The following is a 15,731-nucleotide window of genomic DNA, read 5'->3' on the forward strand; positions in this document are numbered from 1 at the left end:
ATCTGGAACCGCACCCTTACCCACGCCCCTTCCCCGGAGTTACGCAATTTTTCATTCTGGGGCTTGACAGAAACCGCGCGCTCTGCTATTCAATGGGAACAATCGGGCGCTTAGCTCAGCGGGAGAGCACTGCCTTCACACGGCAGGGGTCACTGGTTCAATCCCAGTAGCGCCCACCAACAAAAACCATAAAATGGCTGGCCAACTGGCCGGCCATTTTTCGTTCCAGCGCCCACAGGGCGCCACCGCTCCGCTATCGAAACCCCCGGGGACCTCGCAATGAAAAAGCTCATTTGGTTATTGCTGACCTGCCTTACCATTGCAACGGGGTGCAGCAAGCCCGAGTCCCAGATATACGGCACCTGGAAAGCCGAGGGCTTCGATTTTGTCGCCGAATTCGTGAATGACCACACCGGGATCTCCACGAACAACATGGGAAAGACCCCTTTCACCTGGATGGTTCTGGACGATGGCCGAATCAAGATCATCGACCCCTTCAAAAAAGAGATTTATCTGAAATTCCACGGGGACGCCCTGAAAATCGACGGCAGCAACCTCACCCTGATCAAAATCAAATAACCCGCACAACATACCCGCCACACGACCAAAGGCCGAAGGAATCCATTCCCCGGCCTTTGGTCGTGTCGGCATCCGGCAAAACCCAGCCCCCTCCCCCCTCCAAAAGCTTGGTACGACTCCGCCACCGGACAATTTATCACTAAAATGAGTTACAATTTTATATAATAATATAAGATAATTACATTCTATAGTTCTTGAAAATCGTCCAGGTGTCACATTCATTCGAATAAAATACATCACCAATATGATAAAATTATCTCAAATATTTATTGACAGAATATGTGTAGTTTAGTAAAGATTGATTCAAGACAATTTAACAGTACCCAGACCTTATTGAGAGTGGTGGAGGGAAAGGCCCGACGAAACCACAGCAACCGGCCCGCACGGGGCGTCAGGTGCTAATTCCTGCCGATACGGGCGAAGATGAGGTGGGGATTACGAAGCCCATCCTTCGTGATACCCATCCCATCTCCCCCCGGATGGGATTTTTTTATGGAGACACACCGCATGGATACACCACTACGCTTTGATTCGCTCCTCGTGCACGGCGGCCTGGAACCGGGACCGGCGGGCGCCACCTCGGTCCCCATCGTGCAATCCAGTTCCTTTGCCTACGAGAGCGCCGACGCCCTGGAAGATGTCTTTCGCGGCCGTGCGGCCGGCCAGGTCTATACCCGCCTGGGCAACCCGACCACCGAGGCCCTCGAGCGGCGCCTGGCGCTGCTGGAAGGGGGCGGCGCAGCCCTGGCGACCGCCTCCGGCATGGCGGCCATCACCACCACGGTCATGACCATCGCCCGGGCCGGCGACGAGATCCTGGCCTCCTCATCCCTGTTCGGTGGCACTTTTTCCCTGTTTCGGGATACCCTCGCCAACTTCGGCATCACGGCCCGCTTCGTCGATCCCCTGGATCAGGAATCGGTCCAGGCCGCCATCAACGACCGGACCCGGCTTCTCTTCGTCGAAACCGTGGGCAACCCCAAACTGGATGTGCCCGACATCCCCGGACTGGCCGCGATCGCACATCAGGCGGGACTGCCGCTGGTCGTGGACGCCACCGTGACCACCCCCTATCTTGCCGACGGCGCCAAACTGGGGGCCGATATCGTGATCCATTCCACCAGCAAGTACATCAACGGCAGCGGCACCTCCATCGGTGGCGTCATCATCGACCGCGGGGTCTTCAACTGGAATTCGACCCGCTTTCCCCATTTTGAACTTTTTCATAAAAAGTACCGTCAATTCGCCTTCACCGCCCGCGCCCGCAAGCTGGTGCACAAGGATGTGGGGGCCTGCGCCGCGCCGTTCAACTCCTTCCTCCTGACCGAGGGCGTCCAGACCCTGGCCCTCAGGATGGAGCGGCACTGCAGCAACGCCCTGGCCCTGGCGCGCTTCCTCTCGACCCACCCCAAGGTGGCGTGGGTCAACTACCCCGGCCTGGAGAACACCCCCGGCCACGAGGTCGCCACGCGCCTGTACGGCGGACGTTACGGCGGGCTTTTGACCTTCGGCACCGGCACCAAGGAAACGGCCTTCCGCGTCATCAACGCCCTGCGCATGGCCAAAAACCTGGCCAACATCGGCGACGCCAAGACCCTGGTGATCCACCCCGCCAGCACCATCTGCGCCGACTATCCCCTGGCGGACAAGGCGCTCATGGGGGTGAGCGAGGACCTGGTCCGGGTGTCGGTCGGCATCGAAGACAGCGCGGACATCATCGGGGATTTCAACCAGGCCCTGGACGCCATCTAGACATCGAGACATCTATTAAAATTGAGATACACTGGAGAGTAACATGACCATCACTATTAACGGAAAAGAAACCGCCCTCGCCGAAAACCCGGCCCGCACCGTCGAATCGCTGCTGGAGGAACTGGACGTGGCGCAACGCCAGTACGTCACCGTGGAACTGAACGGCGAAATCCTGGAACGGGACGCCTTCGTGAAGACACCGGTACAGGGCGGCGACGCGCTGGAATTCATCTATTTCATGGGCGGAGGGCGCTAAACCATGCTGACCGACGAGCAGATCGAACGCTACTCCCGCCACATCATGCTGAAAGAGGTGGGGGGCAAGGGGCAGCAGCGGCTCTTCGACGGCCGCGTGCTGATCATCGGCGCCGGCGGCCTGGGGGCGCCCATCGCCCTCTATCTGGCGGCGGCGGGAATAGGAACCATCGGTATCGCCGATGCGGACGACGTGGACCTGTCCAATCTGCAGCGCCAGGTGATCCATTTCACCCCCGATGTGGGCAAGCCCAAGGTGGAATCGGCCCGGGAAAAGATGCAGGCCATCAACCCCGCCCTGCAGGTCAGGGCCTACAAGGAATGGATCAGTGCCGCCAACATTGCGGACATCATCCGCGACTACGACTTTGTCATCGACGGCACCGACAACTTCGCCGCCAAGTTCCTGATCAACGACGCCTGCGTCCTTGCCGGCATCCCCTACTCCCATGGCGGCATCCTGCAGTTCGACGGCCAGACCATGACGGTGCGGCCGGGGGAATCGGCCTGCTACCGCTGCATCTTCCCCGAGCCGCCCCCCAAGGACGCCATCCCCACCTGCTCCCAGGCCGGGGTGATCGGCGTGCTGCCGGGGGTCCTGGGCACCATCCAGGCCACCGAGGCGATCAAGTACCTGCTGGGCAAGGGGGAGCTGCTGACCAACCGCCTCCTCACCTACAACGCCCTGCGCATGAAGTTCCGGGAGATTCCGCTGAAGCGCAACCCGGCCTGCCCGCTCTGCGGCGAGCATCCGGCCATTACCGAGGTGCAGGACGAATTGGACGCGTTGACGGTGTGCGATTTAAAAAATTAGATAGTGCAAGAACTCGTTCTCTCACTCGCTCGCTGCGTTCGCTCGAGCTCACAGAGACACAGAGAAACAATTTGTGATTCTATCATTTGAATTCCTCCGTGCCTCTGTGTGCTCTGTGAGAGACCGTTTTTGATCGTTTTTCTTAACTTACGAGGTTTGAACATGCTGAAAATCCCCGTTTCCATCCATGACGACCTGATCGCCCATGCCCGGGAGGGATTCCCGCTGGAAGTATGCGGGATTCTCGGCGGGGCGGACGATACCGTCTCCGCCATCTACCGCATGACCAACACCGACGCCAGCAACGAGCATTTCATGATGGAACCGCGGGAGCAGTTCAGCGTGGTGAAGGATCTGCGGGCCAAGGGGCTTGCCATGCTGGCCATCTACCACTCCCACCCCGAGACGCCGGCCCGTCCGTCCCGGGAGGACATCAGGCTGGCCCTCACCCCGCAGGTATCCCACGTCATCGTCTCCCTGGCGAATCCCGGGGAACCTGTGGTAAAATCCTACAAGATCAACGACGGAAACGTAGAGCCCGAGCCGCTTGAAACCATTTAACACCAAATCGATAAAAAATGAAAAAATATTCTTGACAATGTCTATGTATTTAATATAGGTTTAAACCATACTTTTCAGGAGAGCAACCAATGTCCAAGGCACAACAACCCACAAAGATTGATTTGAGCAATCTCAAGTCAGGCGGCTTCATCAAGGAACGGGGCAAGGACCTGTTCACCGTGCGCCTGCGGGTTCCCGGCGGCAGGATGTCGGTTCCCCGCCTGAAAAAGATTGCGGAAGTGGCAGAGAAATACGGCGGCGAATTTGTCCATCTTTCCGTGCGGCAATCCATCGAGCTGATCAACATCAACTTCAGGGATTTCGACGTAGTGGTGGAGGAGTTGGGCGAGGCGGCCCAGAAGGTAGCCTCCTGCGGGGCACGGGTACGCGTCCCGGTTGCCTGCGGCGGGTGCGAGTACAACCCCAACGGCCTGGTGGACACCCAGAAATCGGCCCTGGAGGTGGATGAAAAGCTGTTCGGCACCGCCACCGGCCATCACAAGTTCAAGGTGGCCTTTGCCGGCTGTCCCTTCGACTGCCCCAAGTCGGCCACCAACGATGTGGGGTTCCAGGGTGCGATCTATCCCCAACTGGACAAGGACGCCTGCATCAGTTGCGGTCTGTGTGCCAAGAACTGTGTCCCCAAGGCGATCACCATGGGCGAGGACAACAAGCCGGTTTTCGACGCCGAACGCTGCATCTGGTGCGGCGACTGCGTCAAGGTCTGCCCCACCAGCGCCTGGAGCGAGAAACGCCGCGGTTATACGGTGCGCATCGGCGGCAAGTGGGGACGCAACCCCCTGGTCGGCACGCTGTTCGCCACCTTCCTCCCCGAGGAACGGGTCGTGGATTTCATCTCGACCGTATTGGCGTGGTACAAGGAAAAAGCCGAGGCCCTGGGCCGCATCAGGCTGGGGGACGTGATCATCAAGGAAGGCCCCCAGGCCCTGCTCGACCATCTGCGGCAACAGTTCCCGGAAAATACGGTTACAGCGACCATACCGCCCCAGGTCATCGAGACCCAGGTGGGAATACGATCATGAAAGGAGCATGCTCATGCAGGTGATCGATCTGCGGGGCGTGGGTTGTCCCACGAACTTCGTCAAGGCCAAGCTGGCCCTGGAGGACATTGCGGCCGGAGAAACGGCCCAGATCCTCCTGGATGACGGGGAACCGGTCAAGAACGTCCCGCGCAGCCTCAAGGCCGAAGGGCACAAGCTTCTGGGACTGCGGCAGACGGATGAAGGCCACTATGTCCTGGAACTGGAAAAGGTTGAAGATTAACGCAGCATCAGCGTATTGTTTTAGGCTTTATATCTACAAATTCTATAGACAAAACACAGGAGGTAACGCCGTCATGCACCCACGAAAGCTCGTCACCATCGTCTCCGTACTGTCGTTAACCCTTGCCGCCGCCCTGCCCGCCTTCTCCGCGCCGGGCGTCACCCTGCAGAACGTTTCCTACGACCCGACCCGCGAACTGTATCAGGATTTCAACAGCGCCTTTGCCAAATACTGGCAGAAAAAGAGCGGCCAGAGCGTCACCGTCAAACAGTCCCACGGCGGTTCCGGCAAACAGGCCCGTTCGGTCATCGACGGCCTCGACGCCGATGTGGTCACCCTGGCTCTGGCCTACGACATCGACGCCATCCAGGAGAAAGGGCTGGTCAAGCCCGGCTGGCAGAAGCGCCTGCCCCACAACAGCTCCCCCTACACCTCGACCATCGTCTTTCTGGTGCGCAAGGGCAATCCCAAGCATATCAAGGATTGGGGCGACCTCATCAAGCCCGGCATCTCGGTCATAACCCCCAACCCCAAGACCTCCGGCGGCGCCCGCTGGAATTACCTGGCAGCCTGGGGCTACGCCCTGCATCAGAAGGGGGGCAACGAGGCCAAGGCGAGGGAATTCATCACCAAACTCTTCAAAAACGTGCCGGTGCTTGACTCCGGCGCCCGCGGCGCCACCAACACCTTTGTGCAGCGCGGCATGGGCGATGTGCTCCTGGCGTGGGAAAACGAGGCCTTCCTGGCCATCAACGAGCTTGGCCCGGACAAGTTCGATGTCGTAACCCCGCCCGAGAGCATCCTGGCCGAACCGCCGGTGGCCGTGGTGGACAAGGTCGTGGATAAGCGCGGAACCCGCAAGGTGGCCGAGGAATACCTGAAATATCTCTACAGCGCCGAAGGGCAGCGGATCGCGGCCAAACATTACTACCGCCCCATCGACAAGAAGGTGCCCACCAAACTGGCCAAGCTCAAACTCTACACCATCGACCAGGCATTCGGCGGCTGGCAGAAGGCCCAGAAAACCCATTTCGCCGACGGCGGGGTGTTCGACCAGATCTACGGCGCCAAAAAATAAGGAAGACACCTGTACCGCACCGTCGGGGGCAGGCCCTCCCTGCCCCCGACACGACAAACCCATATACGTTTCAGCATGATCCCGAGCGAGAGGAAGCGCATGAAACCGACATCCCCCACACCTAGTGATGGGAACCGTCACCGCTCTTCCTCCCGGCTCGGCAGCATCCAGGGGCCTCAATCATGAAACTTTTCAAGCGCCATAACAACGTCCTGCCCGGCTTCGGGCCGACCATGGGCTACACGCTCCTCTACCTGAGCCTGATCGTGCTGATCCCGCTTTCCGCCCTGATCTTCAAGACCGCGGGGCTGGGCTGGCACGACTTCGTGGCGGTGGTGACGGCGCCGCGGGTGCTGGCCTCCTACAAGGTCACCTTTGGCGCCGCCCTGGCGGCAGCCGGCATCAACGCCCTGTTCGGCGTCCTGGTGGCCTGGGTGCTGGTGCGCTACCCCTTTCCCGGCAAGCGGTTGGTGGACGCCCTGGTGGACCTCCCCTTTGCCCTGCCCACGGCGGTGGCCGGCATCACCCTGGCAACCGTCTACTCGGCCAACGGCTGGGCCGGGCGCTACCTGGAGCCCCACGGCATCAAGGTGGCCTTTACCCCCTTGGGGATCATCGTGGCCATGACCTTCATCGGCCTCCCCTTCGTGGTGCGCACGGTCCAGCCGGTCATCGAGGAATTGGACAGCGAGATCGAGGAGGCGGCCGCCTGCCTGGGGGCCAACCGTCTGCAGACCTTCCGCCGGGTGCTTTTCCCGCTCCTGCTCCCGTCGGTTTTGACCGGTTTTGCCCTGGCCTTTGCCCGGGCCGTGGGCGAGTACGGTTCCATCATCTTCATCGCCGGCAACATGCCCATGGTCTCCGAGATCACGCCGCTGATCATCATCACCAAGCTGGAGCAGTACGACTACCAGGGGGCAACGGCCGTAGCCACGGTGATGCTGGTGGCATCCTTCGCCATACTCCTGGTCATCAACCTGCTCCAGAAGTGGAGCAGAAGGTACGCCGAGTAATCGGCAGGCATTCAACACCCGCCACAGAGACACGGAGACACAGAGGTACACGGAGAGAGACGCAATGCTTTTGAGTAACACACATTATCTGGAATCCTTGTTCTTTGTTTGCCTTACCCCTGGTTTTCTCTGAGTCTCCGTGTCTCTGTGGCAGGTTTAAATTTTTTGCACAGATTTTTTAAATCGAGGTCCCCATGTCCGCACCGATCACCACATACTCAGGGAAGACCACCGCCAACCACCGCATCACCGAACCGGCCCTCGTGCGCTGGGGTTTGACGGCCGCGGCCCTGGTCTTCCTGGCCCTGTTTCTCGTCCTCCCCCTGGCGGCGGTGTTCAGCCAGGCCTTCGACAAGGGGCTGGCAATCTATCTGGACGCCCTCAAGGAGCCGGACACCCTGTCGTCCATCAAGCTGACCCTGATCACCGCCGCCGTGGCGGTGCCGCTCAACCTGGTGTTCGGCGTGACGGCCGCCTGGGCCATTGCCAAGTTCACCTTTCCGGGCAAGAACCTGCTGATCACCCTGATCGACCTCCCCTTCTCGGTCTCCCCGGTCATCTCGGGCCTGATCTTCGTGCTGCTGTTCGGCCGCCAGGGGTGGCTCGGCCCGTGGCTCGACGCCCACGACACCAAGATCGTCTTCGCCGTGCCGGGCATCATCCTGGCCACCATCTTCGTCACCTTCCCCTTCATCGCCCGGGAGTTGATCCCGCTCATGGAAGCCCAGGGGAGGGACGAGGAGGAGGCGGCCCTGGTGCTGGGCGCCAGCGGCTTGCAGACATTCTTCCGGGTGACCCTGCCCAACGTCAAGTGGGGCATCATCTACGGCGTGATCCTGTGCAACGCCCGGGCCATGGGGGAATTCGGGGCCGTGTCGGTCGTCTCCGGCCATATCCGCGGCAGCACCAACACGGTGCCGCTGCACGTGGAGATCCTCTACAACGAGTACAACTACACGGCCGCCTTTGCCGTGGCCTCGCTCCTGGCCTTCCTGGCCCTGATCACCCTGGCGGTGAAGAGCGTGGCGGAATGGAAAGTGCGGCAGCAGTTGGGCGACTGATAGTTTAAATCTAAAATCTGCCACAGAGACACAGAGACACGGAGAAAGTCAAAAGAGACACGACGGAAAGACAAAACGAGCTTTTCAACGCAGTTTAAGATTTATGTTTCCTCTGTGTCTCCGTGTCTCTGTGGCAGAAGTTAAAGAATCTGATTTTATAGGTGATCCCATGAGTATTGAGGTAGAAAACATCCATAAGCAGTTCGGCAGCTTCACCGCCCTGGACGACGTCACCCTTTCCATCCCCTCGGGGGAACTGGTGGCGCTCCTGGGGCCGTCCGGGTCGGGCAAGACCACCCTGCTGCGGATCATTGCCGGCCTGGAGCGCACGGACAGCGGGCGCATCCTCTTCAACGGCGAAGACACCACCGAGCGCCATGTGCGGGAACGCAAGGTCGGGTTCGTCTTCCAGCACTACGCCCTGTTCAAGCACATGACCGTCTTCGACAACGTGGCCTTTGGGCTGAACGTCAGGCCGCGCGGCACCCGCCCCGCCAAATCGGAGATCAACGCCAAGGTCATGGAACTGCTCCGCCTGGTGCAGTTGGAAGGCCTGGCGCAGCGCTACCCGGCACAGCTTTCCGGCGGCCAGCGCCAGCGCATCGCCCTGGCACGCGCCCTGGCGGTGGAGCCGCAGGTGCTGCTCCTGGACGAGCCCTTCGGCGCCCTGGACGCCCAGGTGCGGGCCGAACTGCGGCGCTGGCTGCGCAAGCTGCACGACGAGATCCACGTGACCAGCGTCTTCGTTACCCACGACCAGGAGGAGGCGCTGGAGGTGGCCGACCGCATCGTGGTCATGAACAAGGGACGGATCGAGCAGGCCGGCACGCCGGACCTGGTCTACGACCACCCCGCCAACCCGTTCGTGCTCAACTTCCTAGGCAACGTCAACCTGTTCCACGGCCGCCTCAACCAACCGGGCGCCGGCCTGCATGAAAGCGACGAGAACGCCGTGTCCTACGTCCGCTCCCACGACATCGAGATCGAACGCAGCCCCCAGGACTCGACGGCGCTGAAGGCCGAGATCAGGCATATCCAGAAGTTGGGCCCCTCGGTGCGGGTCACCTTGGCCATCGATGCCACCGGCGAGTTCATCGAGGCGGAGTTGACCAGGGACGTGTTCAAGAACCTGGGGTTGCAGCAGGATGAAGCGGTGTTTGTGCGGCCGCGGCAGGTCAGGGTGTTCGTGGAGGACTACCAGATATGAAACGCGCCTTTTCCTCCAGCTCTACGTAAGTCTTCGGCAGCCCTTGTGCGGCGTAGCGCTGCTACGCCTCCGCGCGCTACCTCGACAGCCTTGATCTGACGAAAAATTCGCGTTTCAGAAAAGGCTTTAAACCCTGCAAAAGGAGCAATTGATGGATAAAACAATTCCCACTCTACCGGCAAACGCCACCCCCGCGGAGATCCTCCGTGCCGGCATCGCGGCCGCCGGGGGACCGGTATCCCTGGCCTGCTCCTTCTCCCTGGAGGATGTGGCCATCATCCATATCGCCCATGAAGCGGGGCTCCCCCTGGGGGTCTTCGCCCTGGACACCGGCCGCTTGAACGAAGAGACCTACGAGGTGGCCGACGCCCTGGTGGAGCGCTACCGTCTGCACATCGACTGGTTTTTCCCCCGCCACGAAGCGGTCGAGCACCTGGAGCGGGCCGAGGGCCTGTTCTCCTTCCGCGAATCGCTGGACAAGCGCCACGCCTGCTGCCATATCCGCAAGGTGGAGCCGCTCTCCCGGGCCCTCAAGGGGCTTGCCGGCTGGGCAACCGGCATGCGCCGCGAGCAGAGCGTCACCCGCAGCGACCTGCAGGCCATCGAACGGGACACCCTGAACGGCGGCATCCTGAAGATCAACCCTTTGATCGACTGGAGCGAGGAACAGCTCACGGATTTCACCGAAGAGCAGCGGCTGCCCAAAAACCGCCTGTACGGCCAGGGGTACCGCTCCATCGGCTGCGCCCCCTGCACCAGGGCGGTGCAGCCGGGCGAGGATGCCCGCGCCGGCAGGTGGTGGTGGGAGAACCCGGAAAACAAGGAATGCGGGCTGCACCGGCGGTAAAACCGAAGCCGCAGCCAAAACCCGGAGACACGGGGGAGTGAGAGAGATGGAACCAGGCAACAACAGACGCGTCGTGGTCGCCATGAGCGGCGGCGTCGATTCTTCGGTCAGCGCGGCCCTGCTGAAGGAGCAGGGGTACGAGGTAACCGGGGTATCGCTGCAACTATACGACCCGGTGCCCCGGGAGCCCGGCTGCCGAAGCAAGACCTGCTGTTCCCTCGATGACGTCCTGGATGCGGGCAGGGTGGCCAAGCGGCTGGGGATCCCCTTCGAGGTGATCGATATGCGGGCCGAGTTCAGGGAACTGGTCATGGGGTACTTCATCGCCGAATATGCGGCCGGGCGCACCCCCAATCCCTGCATCCGCTGCAACGAGCTGATCAAATTCGATCTGCTGCTGAAAAAGGCGCGCGAGATGGGCGCGGACCTGCTGGCGACCGGCCACTATGCCCGCACCGCCGAGGATGGGGCCGGCCGGAAATGGCTTCTGGCCGGTCTCGATGCCGCCAAGGACCAGTCCTACTTTCTCTTTACCCTGACCGGGGAACAGTTGCAGCGGATCGTGTTTCCCGTAGGCCGGTTGGAAAAGACGGAAGTAAGAAGACTGGCTGCCGGATTCAACCTCCCGGTGGCGCAGAAACATGAGAGCCAGGAGATCTGCTTCATCCCGGACAACGACTACGTGGGCTTTCTGGAGAGCCACGGCACCGCGCAGAAACCGGGCGACATCGTGACCGCCGACGGAACCGTGGTCGGCCGCCACGCCGGCGTGCACCGCTACACGGTCGGACAGCGCAAAGGGCTGGGGATCGCCTGGGCGCATCCGCTGCACGTACGGGCCATCGACACGGCGCACAACCGGGTCGTGGTGGGGGGGCGCGCAGAGTTGGCGGCCCGCTCCCTGAACGCGGCCCGCGCGACCTGGAACAGCCCCCCGACAACGGCGGAGTTCCGCGCCGCCTGCCGCATCCGCTACCGCCACACACCGGCCCCCTGCCGGGTGGTCATACGTGCGGAAGACCGCTTCGAGGTGCATTTCGACGAGCCCCAGACCTCCGTGACGCCGGGGCAGGCCGCAGTGCTTTATGATGGGGAGCGAGTACTAGGCGGCGGTTGGATAGAGTGAAACAAAAAAAAGGTTCAACCTGTCGGATGTGGATTTTTCGTCAGGGCAAGGCTGTCGAGGAACCCCGCGGAGGCCCTCACCCGGCCTTTGGCCACCCTCTCCCGGAGGGAGAGGGTAACGGTATCCCTTCTCCCCTGGGAGAAGGACAGGATGAGGGGCGTACGTCGTACAGGGAATCCCGGGGACGTACACGGCCCTGACGCAACATCCGCATCCGCTGGACATTAAGGGAGAAACCATGAGCAAAAACTTGACCCATTTACAGCAGCTCGAAGCCGAAAGCATCCACATCATCCGCGAGGTCGTGGCCGAATTCGCCAACCCGGTGATGCTCTACTCCATCGGCAAGGATTCGGCGGTCATGCTGCACCTGGCCCGCAAGGCCTTTTACCCGGCCCCGCCGCCGTTTCCCCTCCTGCACGTGGACACCACCTGGAAGTTCCGGGAGATGATCCGCTTCCGGGACCGCATGGCGGCCGAATGCGGCCTGGAGTTGATCGTACACGTCAACGAGGACGGGGTGCGCCGGGGTGTTTCCCCCTTTACCCACGGCTCGGCGCTCTACACCGACGTCATGAAGACCGAGGGGCTGAAGCAGGCCCTGGACCGCTACAAGTTCGACGCCGCCTTTGGCGGCGCCCGCCGGGACGAGGAGAAGTCCCGGGCCAAGGAGCGGATCTTCTCCTTCAGGAGCAGCAACCATCGCTGGGACCCCAAGAACCAGCGCCCGGAGCTGTGGAACCTGTACAACACTCGCATCAAGCCGGGCGAGAGCATCCGCGTCTTTCCCCTCTCCAACTGGACCGAGCTGGACGTGTGGCAGTACATCCACCTGGAGCAGATCCCGATCGTGCCGCTCTACTATGCCGCCGTGCGGCCGGTGGTAGAGCGGGACGGCATGCTCATCATGGTGGACGACGATCGCCTGGAACTCAAGCCGGGGGAAGTCGTGCAGCACAAATCGGTACGCTTCCGCACCCTGGGGTGCTATCCCCTGACCGGGGCCGTGGAATCCACCGCCGACACCCTGCCGGCAATCATCCAGGAGATGCTCCTCACCCGCACCTCGGAGCGTCAGGGGCGCCTGATCGACCACGACCAGGCAGGGTCCATGGAGAAAAAGAAACAAGAGGGGTATTTCTAATGGCACACCAATCGGATCTGATCGAAAAGGATATCCTCGCCTACCTCAAGAGCCAGGAAGAAAAATCCCTGCTCCGCTTCATCACCTGCGGCAGCGTGGACGACGGCAAGAGCACCCTCATCGGCCGTCTTTTGTGGGACTCCAAGATGGTGTTCGAGGACCAGTTGGCGGCCCTGGAGGCGGACAGCAAGAAGGTCGGCACCCAGGGGGGCGCCATCGACTACGCCCTCCTCCTGGATGGCTTGCAGGCGGAGCGGGAACAGGGGATCACCATCGACGTGGCCTACCGGTACTTCTCCACCGACCGGCGCAAGTTCATCGTCGCCGACACCCCGGGCCACGAGCAGTACACCCGCAACATGGTCACCGGCGCCTCCACCGCCCAGGTGGCGGTGATCCTGGTGGACGCCCGCAAGGGGCTTTTGACCCAGACCAGGCGCCACAGCTACCTGGTGTCCCTGGTGGGCATCCGCCACATCGTGCTGGCGGTGAACAAGATGGACCTGATCGATTTCGACCGGGAGCGTTTCACCGCCATCCTGGACGACTACCGGCAGTTCGCCGCCCCGCTCGGTTTCGATTCCATAACGGCCATCCCCATCTCGGCCCTGAACGGCGACAACATCATCGAGGCGAGTGCCAACACCCCCTGGTACCAGGGCCCCACCCTGATGAACTATCTGGAGACCGTCCGGATCGAGGGGGAGGACCGGGAAAAACCGTTTCGCTTGCCGGTGCAGTGGGTGAACCGCCCCCACCTGGATTTCCGCGGCTTCTGCGGCACCATTGCCGCCGGTACGGTTCGTCCGGGCGACGAGGTGCGGGTCGCCTCGTCGGGACGCACCAGCCGGGTGGCCCGCATCGTCACCATGGACGGCGACCTGCCCGAGGCCACCGCCGGGCAGGCGGTGACCCTGACCCTGGCGGACGAGATCGACATCAGCCGGGGGGACATCCTGTCAGTTCCCGACGCCCCGCCGCTCCAGACCCGTTTTCTGGAGGCCCACCTGGTGTGGCTCCATGACGAACAGTTGCATCCGGGGCAGAGCTATCTGATCAAGACCGCCTGCGCCGTGATCCCCGGCCGCGTCACCAGCCTGCGCCACGCGGTGGACGTCAACACCCTGGAACAGAAGCAGACCACGACGCTCAGGCTCAACGAGATCGGTGTCGGACTCCTGGAACTGGACCGTCCGGCGGCCTTCGACCCGTACCGGCAGAACCGTGCAACCGGCAATTTCATCGTCATCGACCGCTACACCAACGCCACCGTGGCGGCGGGCATGGTCATCGCGGCGGCGCCGGAGATCCTGCAACCCCAAGAGCTGGTGGCGGGAGACCTCCCGAAGCCTGCCGCCGCAGGCGCCGCCACCCGGCGGATCGACCTGGGGGCCAGCTTCATCAACGGCGACGAGGGGAATCTGGTGGATCTCACGGAAGAGCCGGAGCAGATCGAATTCGCCGTTGCCCCGGCCTTTCTCGACGCCCTGGCGCAGGGGAACCGGGTGCTCTTCCGCCTGCGCAGCCCCGAACAGCTCCCGCCGGTGGCCCTTCTGGCCTACGAGCACAGCCTCCAGTGCACCTTCAGCCGGGCGGGCGACCGGATAAACCTGGTCCTCTTCAGCGGTCCGGCCATCACGGTGCCCCGGGACGGGGAAGCCGACACCGGCCTCTGATTTTGCTGTCGGTACCGGCCGGATTCCGGTAAGATTGACACGATGCATCACGCTTGACTGAAAGGAACGGCACCACCCATGGATCAGGTACTGCTGAACAAAACCGCTGAACTCAAGACAATTCTCGCAGGAATGGGGGGGTGCGTGATCGGCTTCTCCGGCGGGGTGGACTCGACCCTCCTGTTTGCGGTGGCGGCGGAAGTGCTCGGTGAGCGCGCCCTGGCGGTAACCGCCACCTCCGAGACCTATCCCGAACGGGAGCGGCGCGAAGCCGAGGCGCTGGCCAAGCGTATCGGCGGCCGTCACCGGGTGGTCGTGTCCGAGGAGCTGGATATTCCCGAGTTCCAGGACAACCCGCCCAACCGTTGCTATTACTGCAAGCACGAACTGTTCGGCAAGCTGCGCGCCATCGCCGACCAGGAGGGGCTGCCCCATGTACTGGACGGCACCAATGTGGACGACCGGGGAGATCACCGTCCCGGCCGCCAGGCCGCGGCGGAGATCGGGGTGCGCAGCCCCCTGGAGGAAGCGGGCTTCACCAAGGAGGACATCCGCCAACTCTCCCGGGCCATGGACCTGCCCACCTGGGACAAGCCGGCCTTTGCCTGCCTCTCCAGCCGCTTTCCCTACGGCACCGCCATCACTGCGGAGCGGGTCCGCAAGGTGGGGCAGGCCGAAGAAGCCCTCCGGGAACTGGGGTTCCGCGTCCTGCGCGTCCGCTACCACGACAGCGTGGCGCGGGTCGAACTGGGGGAGGAAGAGTTTGCCCGGGCGGTCGGTCCCTTGCGGGACGAGGTGAGCCGCCGGGTCAAGGCGGCGGGCTTCACCTATGTCGCCGTGGATTTGCAGGGGTACCGCACCGGTGCCATGAACGAAGGCATTGCTGGGGCGCCGTGACGGGCGCCCCAGCAATGCCCGGCGAGAGGTTCACCGAGTCGGACAGGGGGAGGCACGGGGTATTGTAACGGGGAGTTACCATGACCCGCCCGCACAGGTTTTTCGGACGGTTGGTGTTCATGGGCCTGGTTGGCACTTTTTTTTAGTGTTGCTACACCTTACTCAAGGATCAGCCCTTGATAAGTTTCCGCAAGCTGTGGATATTCAGGATTCCGCTTCTTGTTAACGTACCGACTTAGGCACCCACATGCGTTGAAAGCTGCCGAATATTTATTACGGCAGGCGGGACAACACAAGGCAGTCCCTTTTCTATGTTGTTTTCTGATGCTTTCATTGAACTTCCCCACTACGTGTAAAACCACCCCATTTGCTTTATACGGAGAGTTGGAAGCCGTACAATGTGCACTTCGGTGGCCAGCCATTCCTCCGCGACCTTC

The 15,731-nt window shown here is 61.9% G+C and carries 16 protein-coding genes, 1 tRNA gene and 1 riboswitch; all 17 genes read left to right on the forward strand.

The features are described from left to right. Positions 1-104: 104 nt before the first annotated feature. The 17 genes from FO488_RS13580 (at position 105) to larE (ending at position 15,294) form a co-directional block, all read left to right on the forward strand. A tRNA-Val gene (locus FO488_RS13580) sits at positions 105-179 on the forward strand. Positions 180-279: 100 nt separating this feature from the next. After that, a complete protein-coding gene (locus FO488_RS13585; RefSeq protein ID WP_149211053.1) occupies positions 280-579 on the forward strand; it encodes a hypothetical protein in 300 nt (99 codons plus the stop codon). A gap of 327 nt (positions 580-906) precedes the next feature. After that, positions 907-1,009: riboswitch (SAM riboswitch) on the forward strand. A 77-nt stretch (positions 1,010-1,086) separates the two neighbouring features. Beyond that, positions 1,087-2,331, forward strand: a complete 1,245-nt coding sequence (locus tag FO488_RS13590) for an O-acetylhomoserine aminocarboxypropyltransferase/cysteine synthase family protein (RefSeq protein ID WP_149211054.1) — start codon at positions 1,087-1,089, stop codon at positions 2,329-2,331. A 43-nt stretch (positions 2,332-2,374) separates the two neighbouring features. Then, positions 2,375-2,587 (forward strand): sulfur carrier protein ThiS, encoded by a 213-nt coding sequence (thiS, locus tag FO488_RS13595; protein WP_149211055.1) that lies wholly within the window; start codon positions 2,375-2,377, stop codon positions 2,585-2,587. A 3-nt stretch (positions 2,588-2,590) separates the two neighbouring features. Continuing rightward, complete coding sequence (locus FO488_RS13600) at positions 2,591-3,400, forward strand: molybdopterin-synthase adenylyltransferase MoeB (protein ID WP_149211056.1); 810 nt, start codon at positions 2,591-2,593, stop codon at positions 3,398-3,400. Positions 3,401-3,562: 162 nt separating this feature from the next. Beyond that, positions 3,563-3,961: a M67 family metallopeptidase gene (locus FO488_RS13605; RefSeq protein ID WP_149211057.1), complete on the forward strand. Its 399-nt coding sequence runs from the start codon at positions 3,563-3,565 to the stop codon at positions 3,959-3,961. A gap of 89 nt (positions 3,962-4,050) precedes the next feature. Next, positions 4,051-5,004 carry a 4Fe-4S dicluster domain-containing protein gene (locus tag FO488_RS13610; RefSeq protein ID WP_149211058.1) on the forward strand — a complete coding sequence of 318 codons (954 nt, stop codon included), beginning with the start codon at positions 4,051-4,053 and terminating at the stop codon, positions 5,002-5,004. 13 nt (positions 5,005-5,017) lie between these two features. Further along, positions 5,018-5,245: a sulfurtransferase TusA family protein gene (locus tag FO488_RS13615; protein WP_149211059.1), complete on the forward strand. Its 228-nt coding sequence runs from the start codon at positions 5,018-5,020 to the stop codon at positions 5,243-5,245. Positions 5,246-5,318: 73 nt separating this feature from the next. After that, on the forward strand, positions 5,319-6,323 hold the full coding sequence (locus FO488_RS13620; protein ID WP_149211060.1) for a sulfate ABC transporter substrate-binding protein: 1,005 nt from the start codon (positions 5,319-5,321) through the stop codon (positions 6,321-6,323). Positions 6,324-6,505: 182 nt separating this feature from the next. Further along, the gene (gene cysT, locus FO488_RS13625) at positions 6,506-7,336 is read left to right on the forward strand and encodes a sulfate ABC transporter permease subunit CysT (RefSeq protein WP_149211061.1); all 831 of its coding nucleotides are present in this window, start codon (positions 6,506-6,508) and stop codon (positions 7,334-7,336) included. A gap of 194 nt (positions 7,337-7,530) precedes the next feature. Next, positions 7,531-8,397 (forward strand): sulfate ABC transporter permease subunit CysW, encoded by an 867-nt coding sequence (gene cysW, locus FO488_RS13630; RefSeq protein WP_149211062.1) that lies wholly within the window; start codon positions 7,531-7,533, stop codon positions 8,395-8,397. A gap of 169 nt (positions 8,398-8,566) precedes the next feature. Then, on the forward strand, positions 8,567-9,604 hold the full coding sequence (locus FO488_RS13635; RefSeq protein WP_149211063.1) for a sulfate/molybdate ABC transporter ATP-binding protein: 1,038 nt from the start codon (positions 8,567-8,569) through the stop codon (positions 9,602-9,604). 151 nt (positions 9,605-9,755) lie between these two features. Further along, a complete protein-coding gene (locus FO488_RS13640; protein WP_149211064.1) occupies positions 9,756-10,451 on the forward strand; it encodes a phosphoadenylyl-sulfate reductase in 696 nt (231 codons plus the stop codon). A gap of 46 nt (positions 10,452-10,497) precedes the next feature. After that, the gene (gene mnmA / locus FO488_RS13645) at positions 10,498-11,577 is read left to right on the forward strand and encodes a tRNA 2-thiouridine(34) synthase MnmA (RefSeq protein ID WP_149211065.1); all 1,080 of its coding nucleotides are present in this window, start codon (positions 10,498-10,500) and stop codon (positions 11,575-11,577) included. Between the two features lie 238 nt (positions 11,578-11,815). After that, positions 11,816-12,721: a sulfate adenylyltransferase subunit CysD gene (gene cysD, locus FO488_RS13650; RefSeq protein ID WP_149211066.1), complete on the forward strand. Its 906-nt coding sequence runs from the start codon at positions 11,816-11,818 to the stop codon at positions 12,719-12,721. Beyond that, positions 12,721-14,397 (forward strand): sulfate adenylyltransferase subunit CysN, encoded by a 1,677-nt coding sequence (gene cysN, locus FO488_RS13655; RefSeq protein ID WP_149211067.1) that lies wholly within the window; start codon positions 12,721-12,723, stop codon positions 14,395-14,397. Before cysD ends, cysN begins: the two co-directional genes overlap by 1 nt. 78 nt (positions 14,398-14,475) lie before the next feature. Further along, complete coding sequence (gene larE / locus FO488_RS13660) at positions 14,476-15,294, forward strand: ATP-dependent sacrificial sulfur transferase LarE (protein WP_149211068.1); 819 nt, start codon at positions 14,476-14,478, stop codon at positions 15,292-15,294. The last annotated feature ends 437 nt before the right edge of the window (positions 15,295-15,731 follow it).

Source organism: Geobacter sp. FeAm09 (assembly GCF_008330225.1).
GTDB lineage: Bacteria > Desulfobacterota > Desulfuromonadia > Geobacterales > Pseudopelobacteraceae > Oryzomonas.